Origin of the sequence: Bariatricus sp. TF06-38A, from assembly GCF_027690675.1 — a bacterium.
GTDB lineage: Bacteria > Bacillota > Clostridia > Lachnospirales > Lachnospiraceae > Allocoprococcus > Allocoprococcus comes.
Genome location: NZ_JAQFCE010000002.1, coordinates 49983 through 76561, shown reverse-complemented (window position 1 = coordinate 76561; position 26579 = coordinate 49983). Strand labels below are relative to the sequence as shown.

The 26579-nt window shown below is 42.5% G+C and carries 26 protein-coding genes, 3 tRNA genes and 3 other annotated features; of the genes, 4 read left to right on the top strand and 25 right to left on the bottom strand.

Annotation, left to right across the window (positions count from 1 at the left end; genetic code table 11):
- Positions 1 to 3: 3 nt before the first annotated feature.
- Positions 4 to 254 (bottom strand) — a binding site (T-box leader).
- Positions 255 to 325: 71 nt separating this feature from the next.
- Positions 326 to 619, bottom strand: a complete 294-nt coding sequence (locus tag PG418_RS02540; RefSeq protein WP_055297095.1) for a hypothetical protein — start codon at positions 617 to 619, stop codon at positions 326 to 328.
- Positions 620 to 741: 122 nt separating this feature from the next.
- Between PG418_RS02540 and PG418_RS02535 the strand changes: the two genes are divergently transcribed.
- Positions 742 to 1089, top strand: a complete 348-nt coding sequence (locus tag PG418_RS02535) for a helix-turn-helix domain-containing protein (RefSeq protein ID WP_022220545.1) — start codon at positions 742 to 744, stop codon at positions 1087 to 1089.
- A 144-nt stretch (positions 1090 to 1233) separates the two neighbouring features.
- Here the strand turns inward: PG418_RS02535 and PG418_RS02530 are convergent, their stop codons facing one another.
- From PG418_RS02530 to PG418_RS02495, 8 genes are all read right to left on the bottom strand, one after another.
- Positions 1234 to 2106: a bifunctional 5,10-methylenetetrahydrofolate dehydrogenase/5,10-methenyltetrahydrofolate cyclohydrolase gene (locus PG418_RS02530; RefSeq protein WP_498837006.1), complete on the bottom strand. Its 873-nt coding sequence runs from the start codon at positions 2104 to 2106 to the stop codon at positions 1234 to 1236.
- A gap of 25 nt (positions 2107 to 2131) precedes the next feature.
- Entirely contained in the window at positions 2132 to 2761 is a 630-nt protein-coding gene (locus PG418_RS02525) for a cyclodeaminase/cyclohydrolase family protein (RefSeq protein WP_055246961.1), read from the bottom strand.
- Positions 2762 to 2876: 115 nt separating this feature from the next.
- Positions 2877 to 3803, bottom strand: a complete 927-nt coding sequence (gene metA / locus PG418_RS02520; RefSeq protein WP_008374805.1) for a homoserine O-acetyltransferase MetA — start codon at positions 3801 to 3803, stop codon at positions 2877 to 2879.
- 6 nt (positions 3804 to 3809) lie between these two features.
- Positions 3810 to 5192 (bottom strand): AI-2E family transporter, encoded by a 1383-nt coding sequence (locus tag PG418_RS02515; RefSeq protein ID WP_215633995.1) that lies wholly within the window; start codon positions 5190 to 5192, stop codon positions 3810 to 3812.
- Positions 5193 to 5351: 159 nt separating this feature from the next.
- Positions 5352 to 5672, bottom strand: coding sequence for a DUF1540 domain-containing protein (locus tag PG418_RS02510; RefSeq protein ID WP_498837005.1), 321 nt, complete (start codon positions 5670 to 5672; stop codon positions 5352 to 5354).
- Between the two features lie 76 nt (positions 5673 to 5748).
- Positions 5749 to 7680: a threonine--tRNA ligase gene (gene thrS / locus PG418_RS02505; RefSeq protein WP_055157604.1), complete on the bottom strand. Its 1932-nt coding sequence runs from the start codon at positions 7678 to 7680 to the stop codon at positions 5749 to 5751.
- Between the two features lie 37 nt (positions 7681 to 7717).
- Positions 7718 to 8581, bottom strand: a complete 864-nt coding sequence (locus tag PG418_RS02500; protein WP_008374798.1) for an aldo/keto reductase — start codon at positions 8579 to 8581, stop codon at positions 7718 to 7720.
- 199 nt (positions 8582 to 8780) lie between these two features.
- Positions 8781 to 8990: a binding site (T-box leader), on the bottom strand.
- A 70-nt stretch (positions 8991 to 9060) separates the two neighbouring features.
- Positions 9061 to 9570 (bottom strand): SEC-C metal-binding domain-containing protein, encoded by a 510-nt coding sequence (locus PG418_RS02495; RefSeq protein ID WP_022220547.1) that lies wholly within the window; start codon positions 9568 to 9570, stop codon positions 9061 to 9063.
- 136 nt (positions 9571 to 9706) lie between these two features.
- Here PG418_RS02495 and PG418_RS02490 point away from each other — a divergent pair, with 136 nt between their 5' ends.
- Complete coding sequence (locus PG418_RS02490; RefSeq protein ID WP_055157600.1) at positions 9707 to 9928, top strand: hypothetical protein; 222 nt, start codon at positions 9707 to 9709, stop codon at positions 9926 to 9928.
- Positions 9929 to 9932: 4 nt separating this feature from the next.
- On the opposite strand, the gene PG418_RS02485 is transcribed toward PG418_RS02490, so the two are convergent.
- Positions 9933 to 10091: a hypothetical protein gene (locus PG418_RS02485; RefSeq protein ID WP_008374787.1), complete on the bottom strand. Its 159-nt coding sequence runs from the start codon at positions 10089 to 10091 to the stop codon at positions 9933 to 9935.
- A gap of 282 nt (positions 10092 to 10373) precedes the next feature.
- Between PG418_RS02485 and asnA the strand changes: the two genes are divergently transcribed.
- Positions 10374 to 11384 carry an aspartate--ammonia ligase gene (gene asnA / locus PG418_RS02480; RefSeq protein WP_008374783.1) on the top strand — a complete coding sequence of 337 codons (1011 nt, stop codon included), beginning with the start codon at positions 10374 to 10376 and terminating at the stop codon, positions 11382 to 11384.
- A gap of 85 nt (positions 11385 to 11469) precedes the next feature.
- Here asnA and PG418_RS02475 read toward each other — a convergent pair whose 3' ends face one another.
- The gene (locus PG418_RS02475) at positions 11470 to 12753 is read right to left on the bottom strand and encodes an adenylosuccinate synthase (RefSeq protein ID WP_173689880.1); all 1284 of its coding nucleotides are present in this window, start codon (positions 12751 to 12753) and stop codon (positions 11470 to 11472) included.
- A 221-nt stretch (positions 12754 to 12974) separates the two neighbouring features.
- Positions 12975 to 14561 (bottom strand): cardiolipin synthase, encoded by a 1587-nt coding sequence (gene cls, locus PG418_RS02470; protein ID WP_270205203.1) that lies wholly within the window; start codon positions 14559 to 14561, stop codon positions 12975 to 12977.
- Between the two features lie 250 nt (positions 14562 to 14811).
- Here cls and PG418_RS02465 point away from each other — a divergent pair, with 250 nt between their 5' ends.
- Positions 14812 to 15141 carry a hypothetical protein gene (locus tag PG418_RS02465; protein WP_195509113.1) on the top strand — a complete coding sequence of 110 codons (330 nt, stop codon included), beginning with the start codon at positions 14812 to 14814 and terminating at the stop codon, positions 15139 to 15141.
- Positions 15142 to 15293: 152 nt separating this feature from the next.
- Here the strand turns inward: PG418_RS02465 and PG418_RS02460 are convergent, their stop codons facing one another.
- The 13 genes from PG418_RS02460 to gdhA form a co-directional block, all read right to left on the bottom strand.
- Positions 15294 to 16958 carry a glutamine--tRNA ligase/YqeY domain fusion protein gene (locus PG418_RS02460; protein WP_498837004.1) on the bottom strand — a complete coding sequence of 555 codons (1665 nt, stop codon included), beginning with the start codon at positions 16956 to 16958 and terminating at the stop codon, positions 15294 to 15296.
- Positions 16959 to 17165: 207 nt separating this feature from the next.
- Positions 17166 to 17238, bottom strand: a tRNA-Thr gene (locus tag PG418_RS02455).
- A 72-nt stretch (positions 17239 to 17310) separates the two neighbouring features.
- The gene (locus PG418_RS02450; protein ID WP_008374769.1) at positions 17311 to 17949 is read right to left on the bottom strand and encodes a sigma-70 family RNA polymerase sigma factor; all 639 of its coding nucleotides are present in this window, start codon (positions 17947 to 17949) and stop codon (positions 17311 to 17313) included.
- 12 nt (positions 17950 to 17961) lie between these two features.
- Positions 17962 to 18711 (bottom strand): 23S rRNA (guanosine(2251)-2'-O)-methyltransferase RlmB, encoded by a 750-nt coding sequence (gene rlmB / locus PG418_RS02445; RefSeq protein WP_008374767.1) that lies wholly within the window; start codon positions 18709 to 18711, stop codon positions 17962 to 17964.
- Position 18712: 1 nt separating this feature from the next.
- Positions 18713 to 19180 (bottom strand): Mini-ribonuclease 3, encoded by a 468-nt coding sequence (locus tag PG418_RS02440; RefSeq protein ID WP_055157593.1) that lies wholly within the window; start codon positions 19178 to 19180, stop codon positions 18713 to 18715.
- Positions 19165 to 20571, bottom strand: coding sequence for a cysteine--tRNA ligase (gene cysS / locus PG418_RS02435; RefSeq protein ID WP_117823948.1), 1407 nt, complete (start codon positions 20569 to 20571; stop codon positions 19165 to 19167). The genes PG418_RS02440 and cysS overlap by 16 nt, the downstream gene beginning before the upstream one ends.
- A 20-nt stretch (positions 20572 to 20591) precedes the next feature.
- The gene (epsC, locus tag PG418_RS02430; protein ID WP_008374760.1) at positions 20592 to 21266 is read right to left on the bottom strand and encodes a serine O-acetyltransferase EpsC; all 675 of its coding nucleotides are present in this window, start codon (positions 21264 to 21266) and stop codon (positions 20592 to 20594) included.
- Positions 21267 to 21318: 52 nt separating this feature from the next.
- Positions 21319 to 21559: a binding site (T-box leader), on the bottom strand.
- Between the two features lie 60 nt (positions 21560 to 21619).
- Positions 21620 to 22750 carry a GNAT family N-acetyltransferase gene (locus PG418_RS02425; RefSeq protein ID WP_498837003.1) on the bottom strand — a complete coding sequence of 377 codons (1131 nt, stop codon included), beginning with the start codon at positions 22748 to 22750 and terminating at the stop codon, positions 21620 to 21622.
- Positions 22751 to 22787: 37 nt separating this feature from the next.
- Positions 22788 to 23339, bottom strand: coding sequence for a 2-C-methyl-D-erythritol 2,4-cyclodiphosphate synthase (ispF, locus tag PG418_RS02420; RefSeq protein WP_008374755.1), 552 nt, complete (start codon positions 23337 to 23339; stop codon positions 22788 to 22790).
- 3 nt (positions 23340 to 23342) lie between these two features.
- Positions 23343 to 23876, bottom strand: a complete 534-nt coding sequence (locus PG418_RS02415) for a hypothetical protein (RefSeq protein WP_498837002.1) — start codon at positions 23874 to 23876, stop codon at positions 23343 to 23345.
- Positions 23877 to 24419: 543 nt separating this feature from the next.
- A tRNA-Met gene (locus PG418_RS02410) sits at positions 24420 to 24493 on the bottom strand.
- Between the two features lie 106 nt (positions 24494 to 24599).
- Positions 24600 to 24672 (bottom strand) — tRNA-Val (locus PG418_RS02405).
- A 268-nt stretch (positions 24673 to 24940) separates the two neighbouring features.
- Entirely contained in the window at positions 24941 to 26275 is a 1335-nt protein-coding gene (gdhA, locus tag PG418_RS02400) for an NADP-specific glutamate dehydrogenase (RefSeq protein ID WP_498837001.1), read from the bottom strand.
- Positions 26276 to 26579: the final 304 nt, after the last annotated feature.

Here is a 26579-nt window from a genome sequence, read left to right as displayed (position 1 = left end):
ACGGATTGAGGCGACTAATATCTTCTACTAACGCGGTACCACTCAACTTTAACAGTTTCCTGTCCTCTTTTATGTACTAACATACATCCCTTATTGATAACGGGTTTGGTTCCCGACAAACCATACTCTCAATTATCTGATTTCAGGCTGCCCTCGAAAGTCCATTCAATTATCAACTCCATACAGCAATCCCACCGCCTGCTGCTCTCTGTGATATCGTTCGATAACCTACTCCTCTTTCTCAACGGTTTTACAATTTATGGTTAATATATTACCTCTTTATTCTCTATTTGTCAACCTGGTTTTTGGAATTTTTCAGATTTTTCTACTCCATTTCCACAGCTCCCTGAAAAATATCCTGATAACATACCCCGTAATTATCTAAAATCAGCGAAAAAATCTTACGGTTCTTTTCATATTCCATCCCCAGCTCAAGATAAGCCTTAAGATGCAATAATGCCCCCAGAAGATAGACTCTGTCGTCTTCTGTTTTATAAAATTCATACAAACGGTAAATACTGATTATGAGGAGTTCTTCTTTATCCACTCCAAGTCTTTCACATTCATTCACCGCAAGCTTTATCGCCTCAATATCTGTTCTGTACGATTCCCAATCCATTTCTCTCCCCCCTTTTTTTAATCATATCCTATCACGGCGTTTTTGTAAAGTTAACTTGCATATAATATCATTCTTTTTTCAAATTGAAATGCTACACTACTTTTATGAAGGAGAGATACAGCATGGAAAAGAATTTCGGTACACGCGTTCGGCAGGCACGTCACAAAGCCGGTCTTACACAGGCAGCACTAGCAGAAAAACTAAATCTTGATGAGACAACGATAAGCCGGATTGAAAATGGCAGCCAGGCAACATCCTTTGCAACCATGCTTAATTTTTCAGAAGCATTAGATGTCAAATTTGATTATCTGATCTGTGACTACCTGGATGATTCAATTCATTCAAAGGATCCGATCAATGCCGAGATCCTGGATATGATCACACCGCTTCCTGATAATTATAAACGATTGATCCGTGATAATATCCGACAGTTGTTAGAAAAGATTCCACCAGAGATGGGCGAAAAATAAATGTAGTCTATGCCACCACGGAGGAGAAAAAAATCCTATAGATTCAAGTTGAATCTATAGGATTTTTTCTCTTCCGGGGCGCTCTGGATTACCGGCTGTAACTGTTCTTCGCCCATTTGTATTGTGTTCGACAGAGAGGCGGTGTTACCCTCTGCGTTGTCCGGGTTCGTTCTGACCTGTACGGGCGGCACGCAGCACGTGAGAGGCGAGTACAGAGGTTGTGACGTTTCCTACTCCTCCCGGAACCGGTGTGATATGGGATACTTTTTCCCAGACATTTTCGTAGTCCACATCTCCACAGAGGGTTCCATCTTCCAGTACGTTGATTCCGACATCCGCTACCACCGCTCCTTCGGCGATCATATCGGCGGTGATATGGTTTGCCCGTCCGATCGCAGCTACTATTATCTCTGCTTCACGACATCTGTCCGCCAGATCTTTTGTGCGTGAATGGCAGATAGTTACAGTTGCATTCTGCCCAAGCATCAGCATGGAAAGCGGTTTTCCAACAACCATGCTTCTTCCGATGACGGTCACTCTTTTCCCCTGGAGTTCAATTCCATAGTGATTCATAATGTGCATCACTGCCTCAGAAGTACAAGGCGCATAAGCAGTTCTATCACCTTCGAATATTTTTGCAAGATTTACAGGACTCATTCCATCCATATCCTTTGCCGGGTCGATCATCTGTCTGATCTTCTCTACATCAAGCTGCTCCGGAAGCGGCTGGAACAAAAGAATCCCGTGAACCTCCGGATCTTTATTGATCTTACAGAAAGCATCCTCAAATTCTTCCTGTGAAATATCTTCTGGCAGTTCTACAATGCGGCACTCGATTCCGATCATTTCCATTCTCTTTTTTGCTCCACGTTCGTAGGCAAGATCATTTTCTTTTGCTCCTACCCGAATGATCGTAAGGCATGGATTTACTCCCGCCGCATTCAACTCTTCTCTTTCTCTGATCAGCTTTTCTTTCATGGCTTTTGCCACTTCAGCCCCTCGCATCTGTATGCTCATGTCTTCCTCCTGTCTGTCTTATCTGTTATGGTCTGATACCCTTAAGTACAGCATCATAAGTTGTCTCTTTCAGTTCTTTGCCTGTCGCAATCAGTTGATCAGCCAGATAATTCAGTCTTTCAGCTTCTTCTTGATCCTTCATCATCTTTGTATTGATAAAAATATTAAGAGAAGCTCCTTCAAGGGCTGCCTGGGCAAAGAGGATTGCAACTCCTGCATCGCTGACAGCAAGCCTGCTTCCTTTTTCCCCCAGCACCCGGATCATCTCCATAGTATCTACAATTGTTTTCATGATACACAGTGGTGCTTCTGCCGCATTTTTAAGTGCGGCCTCCATAACTTTTTCCTTCTCTGCCTGTTCTTCCTCTGTCTCTTTTGGCATTCTGTAAGCCTTTGCCAGTGGTTCAAAAGCCTCGGCATCTTCATCTACCATCCGGACCAGATCCTGCTTCTTCTGCTCAAGTTTTTCTCTTATCTCTAGAATTTCTTCTTCAACATCCGCATATTTCTTTTTTCCGACAGTCAGATTTGTAACCATAAGTCCCAAAGCTGATGCGAACGCTCCGACTGCTGCCGATGCACCGCCACCTCCCGGAATCGGTGCTGACGATGAGAGCTGTTCCAAAAAATCAGTTGTTTTCTGCTCCAATAACATATTTTTCCTCCCGCTTATTTTTGCTTTCCTATTATAGCAAAGGATTTCTCTTCTGAAACATAGTACTTTCTGATATGCCTTTCAGGATATCGGTATATGAAATTCTATCTGAATCCTAATGAAAATCCGGTGTCCCCACCATATCATACGGGGTTGCCTGGTAAACATAGTAATTCAGCCAGTTTGCATACATACAGTTACCATGTGCTCTCCATGTAAGAAGTGGCTTCTGTGTGCTGTCATTGTCTGGATAATAATTCTCCGGCATTTCAATCGGAAGTCCTTTGCTCAGATCCCGCTTATACTCCTGATCCAGTGTCACTCGGTCGTACTCCGGATGTCCCATCACAAAAATCTGTCTTCCATTCTGTGCCATGATAAGGTATGCTCCTGCCTTTTCCGACTCTGCCAGAATCATCAGTCTCTCATCTGCACGGATCTTCTCAATCGGCACATCTGTATGTCTCGAATGCGGTGCATAAAATACATCATCAAATCCACGTACCAGAGGAATCTTACGGTTCATAACCTTATGTTCAAAGATACCGAAAAGCTTTTTGTCCAGCTGTACTTTATTAATCCCATAATGATAATAAAGTGCTGCCTGTGCTCCCCAGCAGAGATGGATCGTTGAAGTAACATGCGTCTTTGTCCACTCCATGATCTCTACAAGCTCTTCCCAGTAATCCACCTCTTCAAAAGGCATCTGCTCTACCGGTGCTCCGGTTATGATAAATCCGTCAAATTTCTGATCTTTTACATTTTCAAAATTCTCATAAAACCGGTTCAGGTGATTCGCTGAAGTATTCTTTGAAACATGATTTTTCACTGCCAAAAACACAATGTCAACCTGCAGCGGTGTATTGGAAAGGGAGCGCAGAAGCTGAAGTTCTGTATCCTCTTTCAGTGGCATAAGATTCAGAAGTCCGATCTTGATCGGACGAATGTCCTGATGAACCGCACGGTTCTCATCCATTACAAATATATTTTCTTTTTCCAGTATTTCTTTTACCGGAAGGTCATTCTGTACACGAATTGGCATTTCTGCTTACTTCCTCTCTTTTTTATTTTCCCCGTTTTTTACCGCTGTATCATTTTCTTCCGGATTTTCTCTGACAAATCTTCCGCTATCATCCACATAACTCTTTTCCCCATACTCCGAAGTCTGAAGCGGAAGCTTTTTCTTCTCCAGCAAATGATTGATCAGCATTGTAATAATATAATAAACTACTGCAAATGTAGGCACGCCCATGATCATTCCTACAAATCCAAACAGACCGCCTCCGAGCAGGATTGAAAATACAACCCAGAATGCAGATAATCCGGTCGAATTGCCCAAAATCTTCGGTCCGATCACATTTCCATCAAGCTGCTGCAACACAAGAATGAAAATCAGGAAATACAAGCCCTTGATCGGATCATTCAGCAAAATCAGAACGGCACTCGGAATAGCACCAATATACGGTCCGAAGAAAGGAATGACATTGGTCACACCAACGATTACACTGATCAAAAGTATGTACGGCATCTTCAGGAGCGTAAGTCCAAAGAAGCAAAGCACTCCGATAATCATAGAATCAATGATCTTTCCAATAATAAATCCACCGAAAATCTCATTGCTTTTCTTTGTCAGATGCAGGATCATATTGGCATGATCTGTACGGAACACTGCATAGACGATCTTTTTACTCTGTGCGGAAAATGTTTCCTTACTGAACAGAATATAGACTGATACAATAAGACCAATCAGAAAATTCAGGATCTCACTGACAAAATTGATGATCCCAACCGTCAGGTTTGACATCACTTCATTAACCTTGGTTAAAAGATCCTGTTTGATCCAGTTCTGTAATGCATCCGATCCCTTTTCTAACAGGTTACGTGCCATGACTCCGGCAGGACTGGTATCTTTCTGGATACTTATGATCTTCGTAACCATATCACTGATCTGTCCCGGCAGAGTCTGAACCATGTCACGGATACTTTTATAAAGTTCCGGAATCAGCATATTGCACAGTGCCAGGATCAAAGCAAGCAGCATAACCAGCGCTGCAAAAACACCGACACTACGCGAAACCTTCTTTGCCTTTTCCTGAGACATTTTCTTTTTTAATTGTGGAATCAGCCACCGGTCAATCTGCTTTACGATCGGATTCAGCAAATATGCAATCACCATTCCGTATAGGATCGGCTTTAACACATCAATTACTTTACTGACACCTACTGATATATCATCTATTCGGAGTAACAGAAAATAAAAGATCACACAAGCCGCAATAACAAGGAAAAAGGTAATCCCCTTCCTGAAATGCAGCAAAATCTTTGACGGCCCTCTGTTACCAAATTCCGGACGCTTTTCATAATACGCTGCCGATTTCTTCTTTTCCGGCTTCCCCGAAACCCCTTTCTCTACATTGTCTTTTTTTTCCATTTAATTTCCCTGTCTTTCTTCAAAAGTCCGATTTTTATTATACCTTCTTTCTAACACCCCCGTCAACCTCCCCAACCATCCTTTTCGCACCTTTTCTCTCATTCCTTGCACACAAACAAACAGGTGCAGGAGAAACTCTCCCACACCCATCACTTTCATCTACGCACATCCACAACTGAAAGTTGCACATTCCGTCTCATCACAGTTGCATGCCTTGCTGCCCTCCACACTGATCTTTCCTGCATGGCACTGGCATTCCTTATTGTACTGGCACTCCGTGGCCTTGCAGTCGATCTTGCTTGTCGGACCCGCCTCACCAGTCACATTACTGTAGGTGCCGCTTTTTCTTTCTTCAAAGCTGTCACAGCTTGTTTCTGCAGCTTTCCGTGCAGATTTTCCTCCCACCGTAATTGCGTTCAGATCACAATAAAAATCTTTGTTGTGCATACATGTCTGTACTGTACATTTTAATTCAGGCATAATGTTACCTCCTTTTTGAAAATCAGTATCATTATGCCCGAAAGTTTTATTTCTTATTCAGATTTTATTTAAAACTCTATTTATCGTCTTCTTTTTTTACTTCCCTTGCTGTTTTGGCCTGGATCTCCATCTTGATTGCTGCAAGGAAGTCCGTCAGTGACTTCTGTCCTTCATCCCCTTCAAAGCGGCTTCTTACAGATACCAGTCCGTCCTCTTCTTCTTTTGCTCCGACAACCAGCATATACGGGATCTTCTTCATCTGTGCTTCACGTATCTTGTATCCGATCTTCTCTGCACGTGTATCAATTTCTGCACGAACACCTGAATTGTTCAGTTCATCCAGAACCTTCTGTGCATAATCCATATATTTGTCTGAAATCGGAAGCACCTTAACCTGTACCGGTGCAAGCCATGTCGGGAATGCCCCTGCAAAATGCTCGATCAGGATACCGATAAATCTTTCGATCGATCCGAAGATTACACGATGGATCATAATCGGACGATGTTTCTCACCATCTGCTCCTGTGTATTCAAGGTTAAATCTGAGCGGAAGCTGGAAATCAAGCTGGATGGTTCCACATTGCCATGTTCTTCCGATAGAATCTTCCAGATGGAAGTCGATCTTCGGTCCGTAGAACGCTCCATCTCCTTCATTTACTACATATGGAAGTCCCAGATCGTCCAATGCGCCACGAAGGGCTTCAGTAGCCATATCCCAATCTTCATCACTTCCCATGCTGTCCTCCGGTCTTGTAGAAAGCTCCACATGGTATTTAAATCCAAACAGGCTGTAAACTTCATTGATCAGTTTTACAACGCCTTTGATCTCATCACGTACCTGCTCTGGTGTCATGAAGATATGTGCATCATCCTGTGTAAAGCATCTTACACGCATCAGTCCATGAAGCTGTCCTGATTTTTCATGACGGTGAACCAGTCCGAGTTCTCCCATACGAAGCGGAAGGTCACGGTATGAACGTGGTTCAGATTCATATACAAGAATTCCTCCCGGGCAGTTCATTGGTTTGATAGCGAAATCTTCATCATCGATCACAGTTGTATACATATTGTCTTTGTAGTGATCCCAATGTCCTGATGTTTCCCAGAGATGGCGGCTCAACATAATCGGTGTTGAAATTTCAACATAGCCGGCTTTTTTGTGGATCTCTCTCCAGTAATCAAGCAGCTGGTTCTTCAGTTCCATTCCTTTTGGAAGGAAGAATGGAAATCCCGGTCCTTCTTCTCTCATCATGAAAAGTCCAAGTTCTTTTCCAAGTTTTCTATGGTCACGCTTCTTTGCTTCTTCCATCATATGCAGATATTCTTCAAGCTCTGCTTTCTTCGGATAGGAAGTACCATAAACTCTCTGAAGCATCTTATTCTTTTCACTTCCGCGCCAGTAAGCTCCTGCAAGGCTTGTAAGTTTGAATGCTTTTACCGGTTTTGTGCTCATCAGGTGAGGTCCTGCACAAAGATCTGTAAATTCTCCCTGTGAATAGAAGCTGATTACGGAATCTTCCGGAAGGTCTTCGATCAGTTCCACTTTATATGGTTCATCTTTTTCTTTAAAATATGCGATTGCTTCCGCTCTTGGCATTGTATACTGTTTAATTGGAAGATCTTCTTTAACGATTTTCTTCATCTCAGCTTCGATCTTTTCCAGGTCTTCTGCTACAAGCGGAGTCTCACGGTCAATATCATAATAGAATCCGTCTTCAATTGAAGGTCCGATCGCAAGTTTTGTATCCGGATACAGTCTCTTGATTGCCTGTGCCATAATGTGAGATGTTGTGTGACGGAATGCACCTTTTCCTTTTTCATCATTGAATGTAAGAATGTTCAGCTCACAGTCTTTGTCGATCACAGTTCTTAAATCAACAACTTCTCCGTCAACTTCTCCTGCTGTTGCAACCCTTGCAAGTCCTTCACTGATATCTTTTGCAATATCGATTACAGACATGCTCTGTGCATATTCTTTGCTTGATCCATCTTTTAATGTGATTTTCATAGTCTTTTTGTTCCTCTCTTTATTTTATAATTTCTGATTATACAACATTTTTCTGTGCAAGCTCCGGATCCGGATGTTCTCCTGACCATCCTGCCTGTGGCATAGTTGCCAGTCTCGATACATCCTCTTCGCTGATCTCAAAATGGAACAGATCCATATTCTGTTTCATCCGCTCCATCGAAGATGATTTTGGAAGCGGAATGATATCATTCTGAAGCAGGAATCTCAGACACAGCTGCGCCGGTGAAACCTGATACTTTCCGGCAAGTTCAAGGATCAGTCCATCTTCCAGAATCCGCCGTCTTCCGATCGGGCTCCATGCCTGCATCTGAATACCATGCTCTTTACAATACTGCACAGCAGCCTGCTGCATATAACCCGGATGCAGTTCCAGCTGGTTGACAACTGGTTTTACTGTTCCATTCTCCAGAATGTTCTTAATATGGTGCGGAAGAAAATTGCTGAGTCCAAGTCCCCGGATTTTTCCTTCTTTCTGAAGTTCTTCCATCGCCCTCCAGGTCTCAAGATCCAGTTCTTTCCAGTTCTCACAGTCAGCCGACGGTCTTGGCCAGTGGATCAGATAGATGTCCAGATAATCGGTACCAAGTCTTTTCAGACTCTTTTCTAATGCATCCTTTGTCTGCTGATATCCCATTTCATCTTTCCACATCTTGGATACAAGGAAAAAATCCTCTCTTGGAAGATTGCTTTCACGGATCGCCTGCCCTAAAAAATCTTCGGTCTGATAAAAGGATGCAGTATCAAAATAGCGATATCCTGCTTCTATGGCAGTCTTTAAAACCTCTACGTTATTCCCTTCTGCTGCTTTGTAAGTTCCAAAACCAACGCATGGGATTTTCATATCATTGTTCAGCTTGAAACAATCGTAAATACTTTCCATTAGATCATCCTTTCTGTAAAAGCTACTGTCTGTAATTCAAGACCGCATATTGCACAAAAGAAATTCATCCAATTCCATTGCGCAAAAAGTGAATTGGCTGAATTTCTTTTGTGCAATATGCTCCTTCAAATTTTCTAGTACATCTTTTCCAGACAACTTAACTTTTAAAATAAAAAACCTCTGCAACAGATTATCTGCTGCAGAGGACGAGTTACTTTGTATACCCGCGGTTCCACCCCGCTTGTCCTGATTTCCAGGACCTCTTTGTGGATGATAACGGTATCCAGCCGGACTGTTTTACAGCCGCTCGGAGGTGGTCTTCAAACGCTTCTGTAATAAGAGGCTCTCAGCCTAAGACCTCTCTCTCTGGGATTTTTCTGCGTTCTACTCTTCTCTTCATCGCATTTGCTAACATTATACCATGGGATTTTCATTTGTCAACACGTTCAAAAAAATGTATTGAAAATTTCTATCAGAACTTATTTGTTCTTACCACAGCATTTTTTATATTTTTTACCGCTTCCGCACGGACATGGATCGTTTGGATAAACTTTCTTTTCTACGTGGATTGTACGTGCGTTTTTCTGTTCTTTGTAAAGGACTTTTTTCTTTTCTTCTGTAAAAATCTTATCCCACTGTGGCAGTTCATACAGCCAGTCAGCTTTTGCATCTACCATGTTCTTGTAAAGCAGTTCTTTATCAAAAGCAAGACTTACCTCAGTGTCCTCATCCATTGTTTCAATTGGATTAGCCACTTTCAGGCTGTCATTGATTCCATCAAGGAATCCTGTCATTGTAAATACATTAATGCCATATTTTTCAGCAAGTTCCTTTACAGTTCCTTTTACTTCTTCGTCCGGATTCTCAAGCAGCTTTTCATAGATCTCTTTTTCAGTCTGGAAATAGGTTCCCCAGAACTTCTGCAGAGAAGCTTTATCCATCTCTTTCGAGTAAGCGGTATCTCTCCACTGTTCTAATAATGTACTCATACTGTAAATTCTCCTTTTTGTTCTTTATCACTTCATATATCATACAGCATTTTTCGACTGTTTGCAAAACATTTTCTTGTAGAAATTGTTTTTTATCTATATAATAGAGATAAAGTACAGTACGAAGGTGGTTGTTATGAAAAAATTCAAGCGTTTTACAGCTCTTATCTGTGCAATTCTTCTGTTCCTGATGTACGTCAGCACTCTGGTATTTGCATTTATCGATAAATCCAGATCATTAGGACTTCTGAAAGCATCTGTTGCCTGCACGATTCTTGTGCCGGTTATGAGTTACGCCTACATCCTGGTTTATCGTCTGATCCACAGGAATGATGACGACTTTCACAGTGAATATTAACATCTCATACATAAAGCTCTGCCATCATCCAGGCAGGGCTTTTCTCTTCGCCGAATCTGCCTCCAAATCGTTTTTTCTCCTGTTCTCTGATCTTCTGTCTTTTATTTAGATATTCTTCCATGGAAATGACTTCCTGTGTGCTGATATTCTTCTCTTTCTGCATATCTTGTTACCTCCTGTCTACAGTTTTTTCGTCTGTCTGCCTTCTGGTATAAGCCTCATCCGGCATTTCCCCGACATCTTTAATATATGTTCTTATTTTCTGATTTATGACTTTTTCTTTTTTATGATGAATGTTTTATTTTAAGAGTATAGCCGTGTTCTGTGACCTTACTATGGAGATTCTCTAAAAAAATCATAAGTTGTTTCTTAAGAAAATATGATTGACAACACCACGTCAATTCACTAAACTAGACATAGTGAGTAGTAAGAAAGGAAGAACATCATGAACAATTTGCAGATACCGGAGAATTACCATTCTCCACTTACGATCCGCGAGACTGAAGTGGCTATCAAAGAAGTAAAAGACCACTTTGAACGCGCACTTGCCAAATCTCTGCATCTGACGCGTGTATCCGCTCCTCTTTTCGTCCGCCCGGAATCCGGACTGAACGATAACCTGAACGGAGTAGAACGCCCGGTTGCATTTGGCATCAAAGAACAGGAAGACCGCGAAGTTGAGATCGTCCACTCTCTTGCAAAATGGAAACGTTACGCCTTAAAGCGCTACGGCTTTCATTCAGGAGAAGGACTTTATACTGATATGAGCGCTATCCGCCGAGATGAAGATACTGACAACATCCATTCCATCTATGTTGACCAGTGGGACTGGGAAAAAGTAATTTCCAAAGAAGAACGCAACATGGAGACACTGGAATACACTGTAGGAAAAGTATACAGTGCACTCAAAGAAACCGAAGCCTACATGGCACGCCGTTACAATTATATTGAAGAATTCCTTCCGGATGAAATCAGCTTCATCACATCCCAGGAACTGGAAACCATGTATCCTGACAAGACACCAAAGGAACGTGAATACCACTTTGCCAAAGCCAAAGGTGCCGTATTCATCAAACAGATCGGTAAGACTCTTGCCTCCGGACAGCGTCATGACGGACGTGCACCGGACTACGATGACTGGGAACTGAACGGTGATATCATCGTCTACTATCCGGTACTCGATATCGCACTGGAGCTTTCTTCCATGGGTATCCGTGTCGATGAAGATGCACTCCGCCGTCAGTTAAAGGAAGCCGGCTGCGAAGAACGTGCCGAGATGGATTTCCAGAAAGCATTACTGAACGGAAAACTTCCGTACACAGTCGGAGGCGGAATCGGACAGTCCCGAATCTGTATGTTCTATCTCCGCAAAGCCCACATCGGAGAAGTCCAGTCCTCCATCTGGCCGGACGACGTCCTCGAAGAAGCCGCATCCCGCGGAGTGTACTTACTGTAATACATAACCAACCATTATCACAATTTGATAATTTACCATAAAAATGAGGCAGGACTTAAAAAAGCCCTGCCCCTTTTTTATATTCCTATTTATTTCTGAAGATGATATCATGTCTTCCCGGTCCATTAGAAACCATTGTGATCGGATATCCGATTTCTTTTTCGATAAACTCAATGTAGTTTCTGCAGTTCTCCGGAAGATCTTCGTATTTCTTGATTCCTCTGATGTCGCATTTCCATCCCGGAAGTGTCTTGAGTACTGGTTTTGCTTTCTCAAGAAGATGTGTTGTCGGGAATTCTGTTGTAACTTCTCCGTCAATCTCGTATCCTACACATACCGGAATTTCATCCAGGTATCCAAGTACGTCGACAACGGTAAATGCTACATCTGTAGCTCCCTGCATACGGCATCCATATTTGGATGCTACACAGTCAAACCATCCCATACGTCTCGGACGACCTGTTGTTGCGCCGAATTCTCCGCCGTCTCCACCACGTCTTCTGAGTTCATCTGCTTCTTCGCCAAAGATCTCACTTACAAAGGCACCTGCTCCTACTGCACTTGAGTAGGCTTTACATACTGTAACGATCTGTTTGATCTCATACGGCGGGATTCCGGCACCGATTGCACCGTAAGCTGCCAGTGTAGAAGAAGAAGTTACCATTGGGTAAATTCCATGATCCGGATCCTTTAATGTTCCAAGCTGTCCTTCAAGAAGAATTTCTTTACCTTCCTTGAGTGCTTCGTTAAGATACAGAGAAACGTTACATACATACGGTGCTACCATTTCTTTGTATTCCATCAGTTCGTTATATAAATCATCAGGATTGATTAACGGTTTGTGATACAGATGTTCCAACATGACGTTCTTCTGCTCTGCTACACGGTTTACCTTTTCTCTAAGTTCAGCTTCGTCTTCAAAAAGCTCGCTGATCTGGAAACCGATCTTTGCATACTTGTCTGAATAGAACGGTGCGATACCAGACTTTGTAGATCCGAACGACTTTCCGCCCAGTCTCTCTTCCTCATATGCATCAAAATTCTTGTGATAAGACATCACCATCTGTGCACGGTCTGACACCAGAATCTTCGGCATCGGAACATCTCTGTCAATGATTGACTGGATTTCCTTGAAAAGAACCGGGATATCTACAGCGACACCATTGCCGATGATACTGGTTGTATGTCCGTAGAAAACTCCTGACGGTAATGTATGAAGAGCGAATTTGCCGTAATCATTGATAATTGTATGTCCGGCATTTGCTCCACCCTGGAAACGAATGATGATATCAGCTTTCTCGGCAAGCATATCTGTGATCTTACCTTTTCCTTCGTCTCCCCAGTTCGCACCTACTACTGCTTTAACCATAATAAATCCTCCTGCGTGTTCTTGGCTATCTGTGAAATATATCCACAGTGTCATCCCTCTTTTTTCATCGGGATAACTCCTACTTATAAATATAATCAATGTCCCTTATAAAGACACCGATTGAATTATACTACATTTCAACTAAAAAGTACACTCTTATTTTCAGCTACTTCCCGAAAATTCCGCATTTTTCTTGATTTTACTGTTCTCTGAGTGTTTTCCTACATCAGCGGTGCCACAAGTCTTAAAACCTGACCATATATTTTCACAAAAGTGCTCCGGTTTCTGACCTCCGTCATCGTCACCTTCTGACATTTTGCCAGTGTATCCTGGAAGTCTTTTTCAATATCACGCACAACCGGATTGCGGTAAATGAAAACACCACATTCAAAATGTAGATAAAGACTGCGGTAATCCAGATTGATACTGCCTACTGTCGCCGTATCATCGTCTGAAGTAAATACTTTTGCATGAACAAATCCAGGCGTATATTCATAGATCTCTACCCCACCTGCGATCAGTTCCTCATAATAAGTCTTCGCAAGATAAAATGCATACGGCTTATCCGGAATATGTGGCATAATAATCTGCACTTCTATTCCACCTTTTGCAGCTCTTGTCAGCGCATCAATCATCTCATTGTCCAGGATCAGATACGGTGTCATAATATGCACATACTTCTTCGCATGATTCAGAATATGGAAATACACTTCTTCTCCTACATTTTCATGATCGAACGGACTATCTCCGTATGGAATGATATAACCATCTTTGCGGCTGAATCCTGGCTGCTTTTCTGTCAGATACTTTGCATAATCCTCCGGCTGTCTCTCCGTAATATTCCACATCTGCAGGAACATCATGGTAAAACTCTGCACGGCATCGCCTTCGATTTTGATTGCTGTATCTTTCCAGTGTCCGAACCGGACTTTCTTGTTGATATATTCATCTGCCAGATTGACACCTCCGGTAAATGCAACCTTTCCGTCAATCACACAGATTTTCCGGTGATCCCGATTATTCTGGCTGGTAGAAAGGATGGGTACGATCGGTCCAAATTCCTTGCACTGGATTCCATATTCCCGGAGCTGCTTCGGATACTCATACGGCAAAAGGCTGATGCTGCAGGTTCCGTCATACATCAGGCGTACTTCCACACCCTCTTTCACCTTTTTGCGCAGAACCTCCAGGACAGTATCCCACACATATCCTTCCCCGATAATAAAATATTCCATGAAAATAAATTTTTCTGCCTTATTCAGTTCTTCGATCAGAACCGGAAATTTGTCATCTCCCAGCGGAAAATACTGTGCCTGTGAGTTCCCATAAGTCGGAAATCCCACCTGGTTATAAAGAAAATGTGACAGATTGGCATTCGCAACCCTTCCACCTTTCATCGCATGGACGACATATTCATTCTGCTGCATATAAGGTTCAGTCTCCACTCGAAGCTTCTCCAGTCTGGCACCCAGATATTTGGTTCCGATCCCTGCCTTTGTAAACAGATAAAATCCCACTCCGACCACCGGGACAAGGAACACAAACAGGATCCACGTCATCTTAAACGCCGGATTCCCTTTTTCATTGAAAATATAAATCGCTGTGATAAAAGAAAGAAGCGATATCACTCCGTTCATATAGGTACTGTAATTTCCCAGATATGTAAAAGTGAGGACCATAATACCAATCTGAAGAAGGATCAGTAAAAGAATAATTGCAGTATGGCTGTACACTGCACCAAATAATTTGTTCTTGGCACGTTCTTTGACTGTCTTACTGGTATCATGGTATTTTGTAATTTCTCTCATGCGCGGTCTTCCTCTCTTTAGATACTATTTTATATCGTAACACAATTTTTATTCTTTCACAACATTCCAACTGCTTATAATCGTACAACACTTCCTTATTTTTGTTGTTTTTCTGGTTCTTTTATAAATATTTTACTTTCCCTTTTCAAATAAAAGTATTACAATAAAATTATTCATGTATACTATATTTCATGACGAACTATCTCATCTGCCATATCTGACAGGACGAGATCAAGAAAGGAGCAGCAACATGGCTAAAAATTTTGGTAAAATCCTGCTCGGACTGACTGCCGCAGGCGCAGCTGGTGCCGGTGCATATTACTGGTTAAAGAACCGACATAATGAAGAACCGGAAGACGAGTTCGATGATACTTTTGAAGATGACGATTTTGAACTGGACGATGATCTTGGCGAAGTGCCAGAGCGTGGTTACACAACTCTTACTCCATCTTCTGCAAAGGAAGAAACCTCTGAAGAGTCTGAAGAAAAAACTGACGATGCAGAAGCCGGACCAGAAGCCGCTTCCCAGACACCGGAAACTGATTCCGAAGAATCCGATCCGGCTTCAGAAGAAGTTTAAGAAAGAACTTTTCTTACAGCTTATCATTTTCTGCATAAAACCAAAACCCGGAAGAATTTTTCATTCTTACCGGGTTTTTCATTGCCATTTCTTTTCAAAAACTGTCGACTAACACATTATTTGCAATTAAATTCTGAGCAAGACTGCTTTCTTTATTTTGGCAGCTTGAATGAACTCTTCAGCGAAACGATTCTGTTAAATACCAGATGCTCTTTGGAAGAATCATGGGAATCCACGCAGAAATATCCCTGACGTACAAACTGGAAGCTTTCATATGCTTTTGCATCTGCAAAGTTTGATTCTACAAAGATTTCTTTCTCTGTAAGAGAATTCGGATTCAGGTTCAGGGAACCGTCTTCTTTATTGTAGACACCCTTTTCTTCGTCGATCAGGTTCTCATACAGTCTTACGGTTGCCGGAAGTGCTGTACTTGCCTCTACCCAGTGGATCGTTCCTTTTACTTTTCTTCCTGTAAATCCGGAACCGCTCTTTGTCTCTGGATCATAAGTACAATGTACAACAGTTACATTACCATCTTCATCCTTTTCAAATCCTGTACAGGTTACAAAGTAAGCATTCATCAGACGTACTTCGTTGCCTGTGAACAGACGGAAATATTTCTTCGGAGGCTCTTCCATAAAGTCTTCTCTCTCAATATAAAGCTCTCTTCCAAATGGAAGCTGACGGCTTCCAAGTTCTTCATTCTCAAGATTATTCGGTGCATCCAGATATTCAATCTGTCCTTCCGGATAGTTATCGATCACAAGCTTGATCGGATCAAGGACTGCCATCATACGTGCTCTCTTAAGCTTCAGATCCTCACGGATACAGTATTCGAGCATTGCATAATCTACAGAGCTCTGCGCTTTGGAAACTCCGCACAGGTCAACGAACATCTTGATAGATTCCGGTGTGAATCCACGGCGACGAAGTGCTGCGATGGAAACCAGTCTCGGATCATCCCATCCGTCTACAATCTTATCTTCTACAAGTTTCTTGATGTAACGCTTTCCTGTAACTACGTTCGTCAGGTATAATTTTGCAAATTCGATCTGACGCGGTGGATTTGCAAATTCACATTCTCTTACTACCCAGTCATAAAGTGGTCTGTGATCTTCAAATTCCAGTGTACAGATAGAATGTGTAATTCCTTCGATTGCATCCTCGATCGGATGTGCAAAATCGTACATCGGGTAGATGCACCACTTATCACCCGTATTGTGATGTGTCATACGTGCTACACGGTAAATAATCGGGTCTCTCATATTGATATTCGGTGATGCCATATCAATCTTCGCACGGAGAACCTTCTCTCCGTCTGCATACTTGCCTGCACGCATATTTTCAAAAAGCTCCAGGTTCTCTTCCACACTTCTGTCACGGTACGGGCTGTCCTTTCCCGGCTCTGTCAGAGTTCCTCTGTACTCTCGGATCTGATCCGCTGTCAGGTCACAGACATAAGCTTTTCCTTTCTTGATCAGTTTGATCGCATACTCATACATCTGATCAAAATAATCCGATGCAAAGTAAAGGTGATCTCCCCAGTCAGCACCTAGCCACTTGATATCCGCTTTGATAGACTCAACGAACTCAGTCTTTTCCTTTGTCGGGTTAGTATCATCAAAACGCATATGGAAAGTTCCGTTATACTTCTGTGCAAGTCCGTAGTTTAAAAGGATGGACTTTGCATGTCCGATGTGAAGATATCCGTTCGGTTCCGGTGGGAAACGGGTACATACATGATCGTATACGCCTTCTGCAAGATCTTTTTCAATTTCCTGTTCTATAAAATTCTTTGATACAGCTTCTTCTGCCATTGAAGTTCCTCCTCACGTCTCTCTATTACTTCAAAATCTGCCGGTATGTAGCAGTCTTTTTCATGTCATGTATCTCAATCATTGCCCTGTAGACAACTTTTGATTCATGTTCTTTAGTTTATCACACTTTCTATACATGAACAAGTACAAAAAAAGCAGACATCGTAATCTCCAACCGGAAATACAACTCTGCTTCTTAAATAAATAAGCTGCCTAGCGGAATCGAACCGCCGACCTCCGCCTTACCAAGGCGACGCTCTACCGACTGAGCCAAGGCAGCCTGCGCATTTTCGCGACTCATTTAATATAGCACATCACTGCTTTGCTTGTCAATATTTTTAAATTTTTATTTTTACTTTTTTTCAGACCGGCGTTTTTCTTCCAGAAGCTGGCGTGCTTTCGCTTTGATCCGCTGCAGGGCATTGTCGATCGTCTTCGGACTTTTGTCCATAAATTCTGCAATCTTCAGATATTCCATTCCCTGCAAATGAAGATACAGCACCTTTCGCTCCAGCTTACTTAATTTTTCTTTCAGTTCCTCTTCAAATGCATTCGTATACTCTTCTCCAAGAATCATCAGCTCCGGATTACTCTCTTTCCCTGCTTCGATCGTATCTACTATGGAAAGCCCGTTCTCCTCCGGATTGTCACTGGCAGATGCGTAAATCGACACATAGGAATTGAGCGGCAGATGTTTTTTCCGCTGTGAAGCCTTAATCGCCGTATACATCTGGCGTGACACACAAAGTCCGGCAAAACTTGAAAAGCTTGCACCTTCTTTCGGATCATAATCCTGCACCGCTTTAAAAAGACCGATCATCCCCTCCTGGATCAGATCGTCATTTTCTCCGCCCCACAGATACATGGCACGCGCTTGTTTGCGTACCATGTCTTTGTATTTTTCCATCAGATAATCCGTGATCTCGGTCTTACCTTCCCGAAGCAGTTCAATCAGCTGCTCATCCGTCATTTTCCCCAGATCCATTTTCATTCTCCGATTTTCCTAACTCATGCGCTGACGCACGATCTCATAGGCAAGGACACCTGCTGCCACAGACGCATTCAGGGAGTCAATATCTCCCTTCATCGGAATGGCTGCCGTCATATCACAGGTTTCTTTTACCAGACGTCCAACACCTTCGCCTTCGTTTCCGATCACCAGACCAATCGGTCCTTTCAGATTCACGCGGTACATCACATCCCCATCCATATCTGCGCAGACGAACCAGAGTCCCTTTTCTTTCAGTTCTTCCATGGTTTTCACCAGATTAGTGACTTTTGCTACCGGTGTGTAATTCAGCGCACCTGCCGATGTCTTTGCAACGGTTGCAGTAAGACCTGCTGCGCGGTGCTTCGGAATGATCACACCATGCGCACCTGCAAGATTGGCAGTACGAATGATTGCGCCGAGATTATGTGGATCCTCAATATTGTCCAGAAGGATCAGGAAAGGATCTTCCCCTTTCTGTTTTGCAAGCTCCAGCATGTCTTCCACCTGCGCATACTCGTAAGCCGCTGCCTGTGCAATGACCCCCTGATGTCTTCCGGTCTCTGAAATCTGGTTCAGACGTTCTTTGGTTACAAAATTCAGGATCGTATCATGCTTTTTTGCTTCTCTTACGATACTTCTGATCGGTCCATCCTGACATCCGTCAAGAATATATACTTTGTCAATCGGTTTCCCGGAGCGAAATGCTTCCATTACTGCATTTCTTCCCTCGATCTGCTGACTGTTCATCTTTTTTTCTTCCATTCTATTTCTCCTGCTTCTTTTCTTCTTCGCATTCGCTTAAGTGATCCAGACCGATCTTGATCAGATCTGCCATTCTTTTCCATTCTCTTTTCAGGTAAAGCCATCCCATCAACGCTTCAAATCCGGTTGCACGTCGGTAATCGGTCAGTGACTGGTTCTTTGCCGGCGATACTGATTTAGCATTTCGACCTCTTCTGTAAACAGCATGCTCTTCTTCAGTAAGCAATGGCTGAAGGACACGCATCATCTCTGACTGAGCAGACGCCTGCACCATACTGCTTGTCTCCTGATGTAATTTTTTTACCTGTTTATTTCCTTCGCTGATCACCTTTGTCTTGATGATCAGATCATAAATGCTGTCCCCTATATAAGCCAGGGTAAGAGGTGAATAGCCTTCCGGCTCCACCTCTTTCATCTCAAGCACTTCTTTTATATAGTCAGCAATTTCAAATTCTACGCTTTTTTCCATTGTACTCCTTCTCTGGTATCCTTCAGGATAATTCCCTTTTCCAGAAGCTCGTCACGGATCGCATCGGCTCTTGCAAAATCTTTTGCTTTTCTTGCTGCCTGACGCTCTTCGATCAGTTTCTCAATATCTGCATCCAGAAGTTCTTCCTTCTTATCCAGGATCAGTCCCAGGACATCACCGAGTTTTACGATTCTGTCCAGTAATCCCCGGAGATATTCCTTTGAGCTTTCTGCTGTCGCAGTGGTATTTGCATATTTTACAAGTTCAAAGATTGCTGCGATTGCGTCTGCTGTATTGAAATCATCATCCATTGCTTTTTCAAATTCTTCTACATATGCATCAGTTTTTGAAAATGCTTCTTTTTCTTCGGCACTCATCTCTTCTGCTGCCACTGAAGCGATAAGATGTTTCAGATTATCGGTTGCATTGAGAATTCTCTCCAGACCGTTCTTAGATGCTTCCATCAGCTCTGCACTGAAGTTCAGCGGGCTTCTGTAATGTGCGCTCAGCATGAAGAAACGAAGCACCTGGAGGTCATACTGCTCGCTGATCTCTCTTACCGTACGGAAGTTTCCAAGTGATTTTGACATCTTGCGGTTGTCAATGTTCAGGAATGCATTGTGCATCCAATATCTTGCAAATTCTTTACCATTAGCGGCTTCACTCTGTGCGATTTCATTTTCATGATGTGGGAATATCAGATCTTCTCCACCTGCATGGATATCAATCTGTTCACCAAGATATTTCCTCGACATCACAGAACACTCAATATGCCATCCCGGACGTCCATCTGACCAAGGTGACTTCCAGAAAGGTTCTCCTTCTTTTTTCGGCTTCCAGAGTACGAAATCCAGCGGATCTTCTTTTTCATCCTCACCGCTTACCAGAAGAGAACGTCCACCGGAACGGAGATCATCCAGATTCTTGTGGGATAATTTTCCATAGTCTTTGAATTTTCTTGTGCTGAAATAAACGGTTCCGTTTTTCTCGTAAGCATAACCTTTTTCAATCAGCTCGGAAATCATCTCAACCATGCCGCAGATTTCTTCTGTTGCAAGCGGATGCTTGGTTGCAGGCTTTACATTCATTCCTGCCATATCTTTTTTACATTCTGCGATATAGCGCTGTGAAATTTCCTGCGCGGATACCTGTTCTTCGATTGCCTTTTTGATGATCTTGTCATCAACATCCGTGAAGTTCGATACATAATTGACATCGTATCCTTTGTATTCAAAATAACGGCGGACGGTATCAAATACGATCATCGGTCTTGCATTACCGATATGGATGTAATTGTATACGGTTGGTCCACAGACATACATTCTTACCTTTCCTTCTTCCAGAGGAACGAATTCTTCTTTCTTTTTCGTAAGTGTGTTAAATACTTTCATAAAGCTACTCCTTCTTTTTTCTATGCTTCCTCGATTATTTTTTCTTTCGCGAGTTTTTCTTTCAATGCTTTCAGTTCTTTCTTCAGACGGATATTGTCAGTCTGAAGCTGACGGATATCATTCAATACCGGATCTGGCAGATGGATCTGATCCAGGTCAGCACTCGGAACTTTCTGGTCACCCATGCGGACAATTCTTCCCGGGACACCGACAACGGTACAGTTCGGAGGTACTTCCTCTATAACAACAGATCCTGCTCCGATCTTGGAATTCTTTCCAATTGTAAAGGAACCGATGACCTTCGCACCGGCACTGACCATAACATTGTCTTCCAGCGTTGGATGGCGCTTACCCTGCTCTTTTCCTGTACCACCCAGGGTTACTCCCTGATACAGTGTAATATTATCACCCAGGATTGCAGTCTCGCCGATGATAACGCCACTTCCATGGTCGATAAAAAGCCCCTTTCCAATGGTTGCTCCCGGATGGATCTCAATTCCTGTCTTTCTGACACCACGCTGTGACACCCACCGTGCCAGAAAATAGTGTTTTTTCAGATACAGCTTATGTGCGATCCTGTAATGAAGCATTACCTTAAAGCTTGGATACAGAAGTACTTCTATATCCGATTTGATAGCCGGATCTCGTTCTTTTACTACTTTGATTTCTTCTTTGATATAGGAAATAACTCCCATTTCATTCACCTCTGATTTGGAATTTCCTGTGAAATAAAAAAACTCCGTCTCAAAAAGAGACGAAGTTTCCGCGGTTCCACTCTAAATTAAAAGCAGCTCTCCTGCTTTTCTCTCACGGCCTGTAACGTCTGCCACACGTACCCGGCTACTTGTAAAATCTTCACTTTCACGTTCGCCCGGTCAACTCCCGAATGCACTTCATCATCCCTGCTCCCAGATCTGCTTTCAGCCGATGACAGATCCTCTCTGATGGAACTCTGAGGATAACTACTCTTTTCGTTCTCCGTCTTTTCAGTTTCATTCATGTCTAGTACATATAGTATGCGATTTTTTCTATTTTGTCAACCCGCTTATCAGACAATCTCGTTGATAAAAACAGGAGAAAACGGCATCAATTTACTGATTTCTTCTTTGAATTCTGCTGAAAAGATCTCTTTTTCTTCCTCTTCAATCTTTTCCAGCTCTTTATAGCCAAATACAATCGATGTAAGCGCATCAATACTGATCTTCTGCACAGCATCATCTTTGCCGGTGTGTGCTGTCCTTGTCCGGACTACAAGATGTTCTTCATTGCCTTTTAGCATAAACAGACAGTTATTTTCCCGGATAATCGGATCATACAGAACAAACTCCAGATCCATCTCTTCTTTGCACACCATTGAAGACAGAAGACTTTCTACATTCAAAAGCCGTGCCATGATCAACGGTTTTTTCTTTTCTTCTTTTTTGAGGATGACTCCTGCCTTATCAAAAACATCTTCATATCCCTTTCGGATCAATGGCTCTCTTACTGCAAGCCCATCTTCTTCATCAAAAACAAGGATTCCTCGCATCTCTCCATCCTGCTCTGCGATCAGGATTCCGCCTTTTTCACTTTCCTGTTCCTTCAAAAGGCGCATATAATAAGCTGCATCCCGTTTGGTATATACCTGTATTTTCTGTTTTTCCAGAACTTCTTCCGCAAAATCTCCCAGCTTTTTACAGTCTTTTTCCTCTGCCTTTCTGAGTCTCACGCCGGAATCGTTCTGCAATTCCACGATCTTCTGTATTGTCAGTTCTTTCCCGTCTGTTCCTTTTGCACTCCACCCATCGGCTGCATAGATAAACCGGTAATTATGTGGATAGTAAATTTTCTCACTTGCGGGCATCAGGAAAAAGAATGGCATTTTTTGCTGATACAGATCTCTTGCTGTCTTGCTTAATAATTCTGCCATATAACCTCTGTGCCGATAAAGAGGCTCTGTTGCAACTGCAACAATGTATCTGCTCTCTACTGCCTTTTTCCCCATCTGTATTACATAAGGATTCAGCTGCATCATCGCCCGGATATCGTGATCTGTCTCAATCACATAGATTTCGTTATTCTTCGTCTTTTCTGTGTAATAATAGTCCAGAAATTCTTTCGTATCTTCTGTAAATACCTGTTCCCACAGTGTTCTTGTAAGCCCACGTTCTTCCGGCTTCAGTTTTTTCAGTATCTTCATTTTACTTTTTCGCCGTGCCTTTCTATTCAGACTTGATCTACATCTGTCTTGCTGCACAACCTCCACAGCCTGCGCAGCCACCTGCAGGTGCTGCTACGTCTACACTGCTGAAATTAGTCAGTTTTTCGATTGCACAGATTGCCTGGGAAGAAATTCCTTCCCCACTTCCGGTAAATCCAAGACCTTCTTCCGTCGTTGCCTTGACATTTACCTGATTCGTTTCAATATGCAGTGCTTCTGCAATATTCTTTTCCATCTGCTCGATATGTGGGCGCATCTTCGGTCTCTGCGCAATGATCGTCGCATCAATATTCTCAATTACATACATATGATCATCCAGCAACTTTCCTACATGCTCCAGAAGCTTAATACTGGAAATTCCTTTGTATGCAGGATCTGTATCCGGAAAATGCTTTCCGATATCTCCAAGTGATGCCGCCCCAAGCAGGGCATCCATGATTGCATGCAGAAGTACGTCTGCATCCGAATGTCCAAGAAGCCCCTTTTCGTATGGGATCTCCACCCCGCCAAGGATCAGCTTTCTTCCTTCTGTCAGTTTATGAACATCATATCCCATTCCAACACGCATCTTCTACACTTCTCCTTCCTGTCTGGCATCTGCTTTTTTGTCGCTCTTTTCTTCCGGCACCTCTTCTGCTTTCTTATCTTCTTTTTCCTCCACAGTTTTCTTTTCTTCGTCTTTTACCGCTTCTGTATCATCTTCTGCTTTCTTTTTCTCTTTTTCACCATCTTCCGCTTTTTCTTCAGCAGCTGTTTCTTTCCTTTCCTCTTTATCCGCAGACTTCTCTTCTTTTGTATCAGCTCCTACATGAACGTCTGCAACTCCTTTCCCTAAAGAAACCTTTTTTGCCGCTTCTTCGCCATCTTCGTTTTCTTCTGCCCCTGCAGTTGTACCCTGAATTTCTGCCTTTGTCTCTTTTACGATTGTTCTTATATTCCAGATAATCGTAGCCAGTCCAAACAGCGCAAAAAATACTCCGACCAGAATAAAAAGGATCTGGTTTTTCGGTTCTCCGACAATTGTGTCCTGCACAAGTGATATGCCGGTATATACCAGATATGCGCCGATTGCAGCCATGATGATCTGTTTTGTCTTAGATGTCATATGAAAATTCCTCCGTTTTGTCGTAATCTAGGGATATTTTATCACATCTTTGGGGGATTGCATAGGTTTTGTTGGGAGTCAGACGAAATGGAGCGGGTTCAGAGGGGACGCAGGAGGAGAAAAAATATCCCACCGGATTCCTTTGTCCAAACCATTCCGATAAGCCTCTGAGAGCGAAAATTGTGTCAGCAATGGCTTCCACAATTTTTGAGTCTTATCTCCATTGGACAAACATGGATTCTGGTGGGATATTTTTCTCCTCCTGCTGACTTTCTCTGAAAAGACGGCAGCGCTTGGGAGCGGCTGCCTGGGAAATGTTGAGTTTAAGCACCTATGCAATTGGGGATTTATCAATGGCTTTTGTATTGGAGGGGTACTTTGTTGGGAAATTTTAAAGCAATGGATCGCTTGTAGTTTAATATTTGTGAATTTTATAGTTTGAGTATAAAAGTTGGAATATGGCAAATGATATTCAGCGTTTTCATGAATGATAATATAGATATAACGCAAAAAGAAGCCCCACACAAGGACTCCTTCTTGTAGTAGCGGGAACTGGATTTGAACCAGCGACACCGCGGGTATGAACCGCGTGCTCTAGCCAACTGAGCTATCCCGCCATATGATATGTTTTTGTGCCAGCTCTTCAGAGCTGTGTGCATCGCACGAAGTGCTCGTCACATTTCGCGTTCAATGTTTTCGACTTTAAAAAACTTTCTCGCGAAATGGGACCAATAGGGCTCGAACCTATGACCCTCTGCTTGTAAGGCAGATGCTCTCCCAGCTGAGCTATGATCCCATATGTTCGTCCGTTTTACAACCGACTTCGTTATTATACAATTATCTACTTCTAAATGTCAACTATTTTTTTCATTTTTTTGTTTTATTTTTTACCATTTTTCATTCGATACCATTGAACAGACAAGCGCTGAAAAAAGAATCGTTTGGATTCTTTTTCCAGCGACCGACCACACACCCTATATCATTCAACATTTTCCCATAAACCAGAAAAATCTCCGGATTGCTCCGAAGATCTTTCTGATTATATTTTACATAGAGGATATGTCTTATACAATTCCCTGAGCCTGCATTGCGTCTACAACTTTTTCAAATCCGGCAATGTTAGCACCTACTACATAGTTTCCCTCTGCTCCATAACGTTTTGCTGCGTCTGCTGCGTTATGGCAGATATTTACCATGATGTTCTGAAGTTTTGCATCAACTTCTTCGAATGTCCAGCTGAGACGTTCGCTGTTCTGTGACATCTCAAGTGCTGATGTAGCAACACCACCTGCATTAGAAGCTTTACCAGGTGCGAATAATACACCGTTCTCCTGCAGATACTGTGTAGCTTCCAGTGTGGTAGGCATGTTAGCTCCTTCTGCTACTGCAATGCATCCGTTTGCAACAAGCTGTTTTGCATCTTCAAGATGAAGTTCGTTCTGTGTTGCGCAAGGAAGAGCGATATCAACTTTTACTGACCATACACCGCGTCCTTCATGATATTCTGAATTTGGACGGTAATTCTTGTATTCTGTAAGTCTTGCTCTCTTCACTTCTTTGATTTCTTTCAGTGCTGCAACATCGATTCCTTCCGGATCATAAACCCATCCTGTAGAGTCGCTACATGTTACAACTTTTGCACCCATCTGCTGTGCTTTTTCAATTGCGTAAATAGCAACGTTACCGGCTCCGGAAACAGCAACTGTCTTGCCAGCGATGTCTTTTCCTGTAAGTTTGAGCATTTCGCGTGTAAAATACAGAAGTCCGTATCCTGTAGCTTCTGTACGTGCAAGGGATCCACCATAGCTGAGTCCTTTACCTGTAAGAACACCTTCTGATAATCCACGGATTCTCTTGTACTGTCCGTACATATATCCGATCTCTCTTGCACCTGTTCCGATATCTCCGGCCGGTACATCTGTGTCTGCTCCGATATATTTGCAAAGCTCTGTCATAAAGCTCTGGCAGAATGCCATAACTTCACGATCTGATTTTCCTTTCGGATCGAAATCTGATCCACCTTTACCTCCACCGATCGGAAGACCTGTCAGAGAGTTTTTGAAGATCTGTTCGAATCCAAGGAATTTGATAATTCCGATATTTACTGAAGGATGAAGACGCAATCCTCCTTTATATGGTCCAATTGCACTGTTAAACTGTACACGGTATCCTGTATTAACCTGAACCTGACCTTTATCATCTACCCACGGTACGCGGAATTTGATCTGTCTTTCCGGCTCAACGAGTCTTTCAAGAAGAGCGTCTCTTCTGTATTCTTCTTCATGAGCTTCTACAACTGCACGAAGAGATTCCAGAACCTCTTTTACTGCCTGATGAAATTCTGGTTCATCTGGGTTTTTCTTTACTACAAGTTCAATTACTTCATCAACATAAGACATACTACTCAATACCTCCTGAATGTTCTTTTACAAAAATGTGACTTTGCACACTTCTTTGCTAAAAAAAGAGGGACAAACAAATGTCTGTCCCTCCGGAACACCTTTGTTCTTTAACAGAGTAAAGCATTCAGGCGCCTGTGTCAAGATTTTTTTGCATATTTTTCAATTTTTATGAATTTCCACTACATTTTTGTTTCAAATACAGCTGATTTTCATTTTTTTTCTTGATACTTCTTCTCTTTTTTGCAAGTTCGTGTCGACAATCTTGCATTTTCGTCTCATTCGAAGCATTTTATTCCAGATT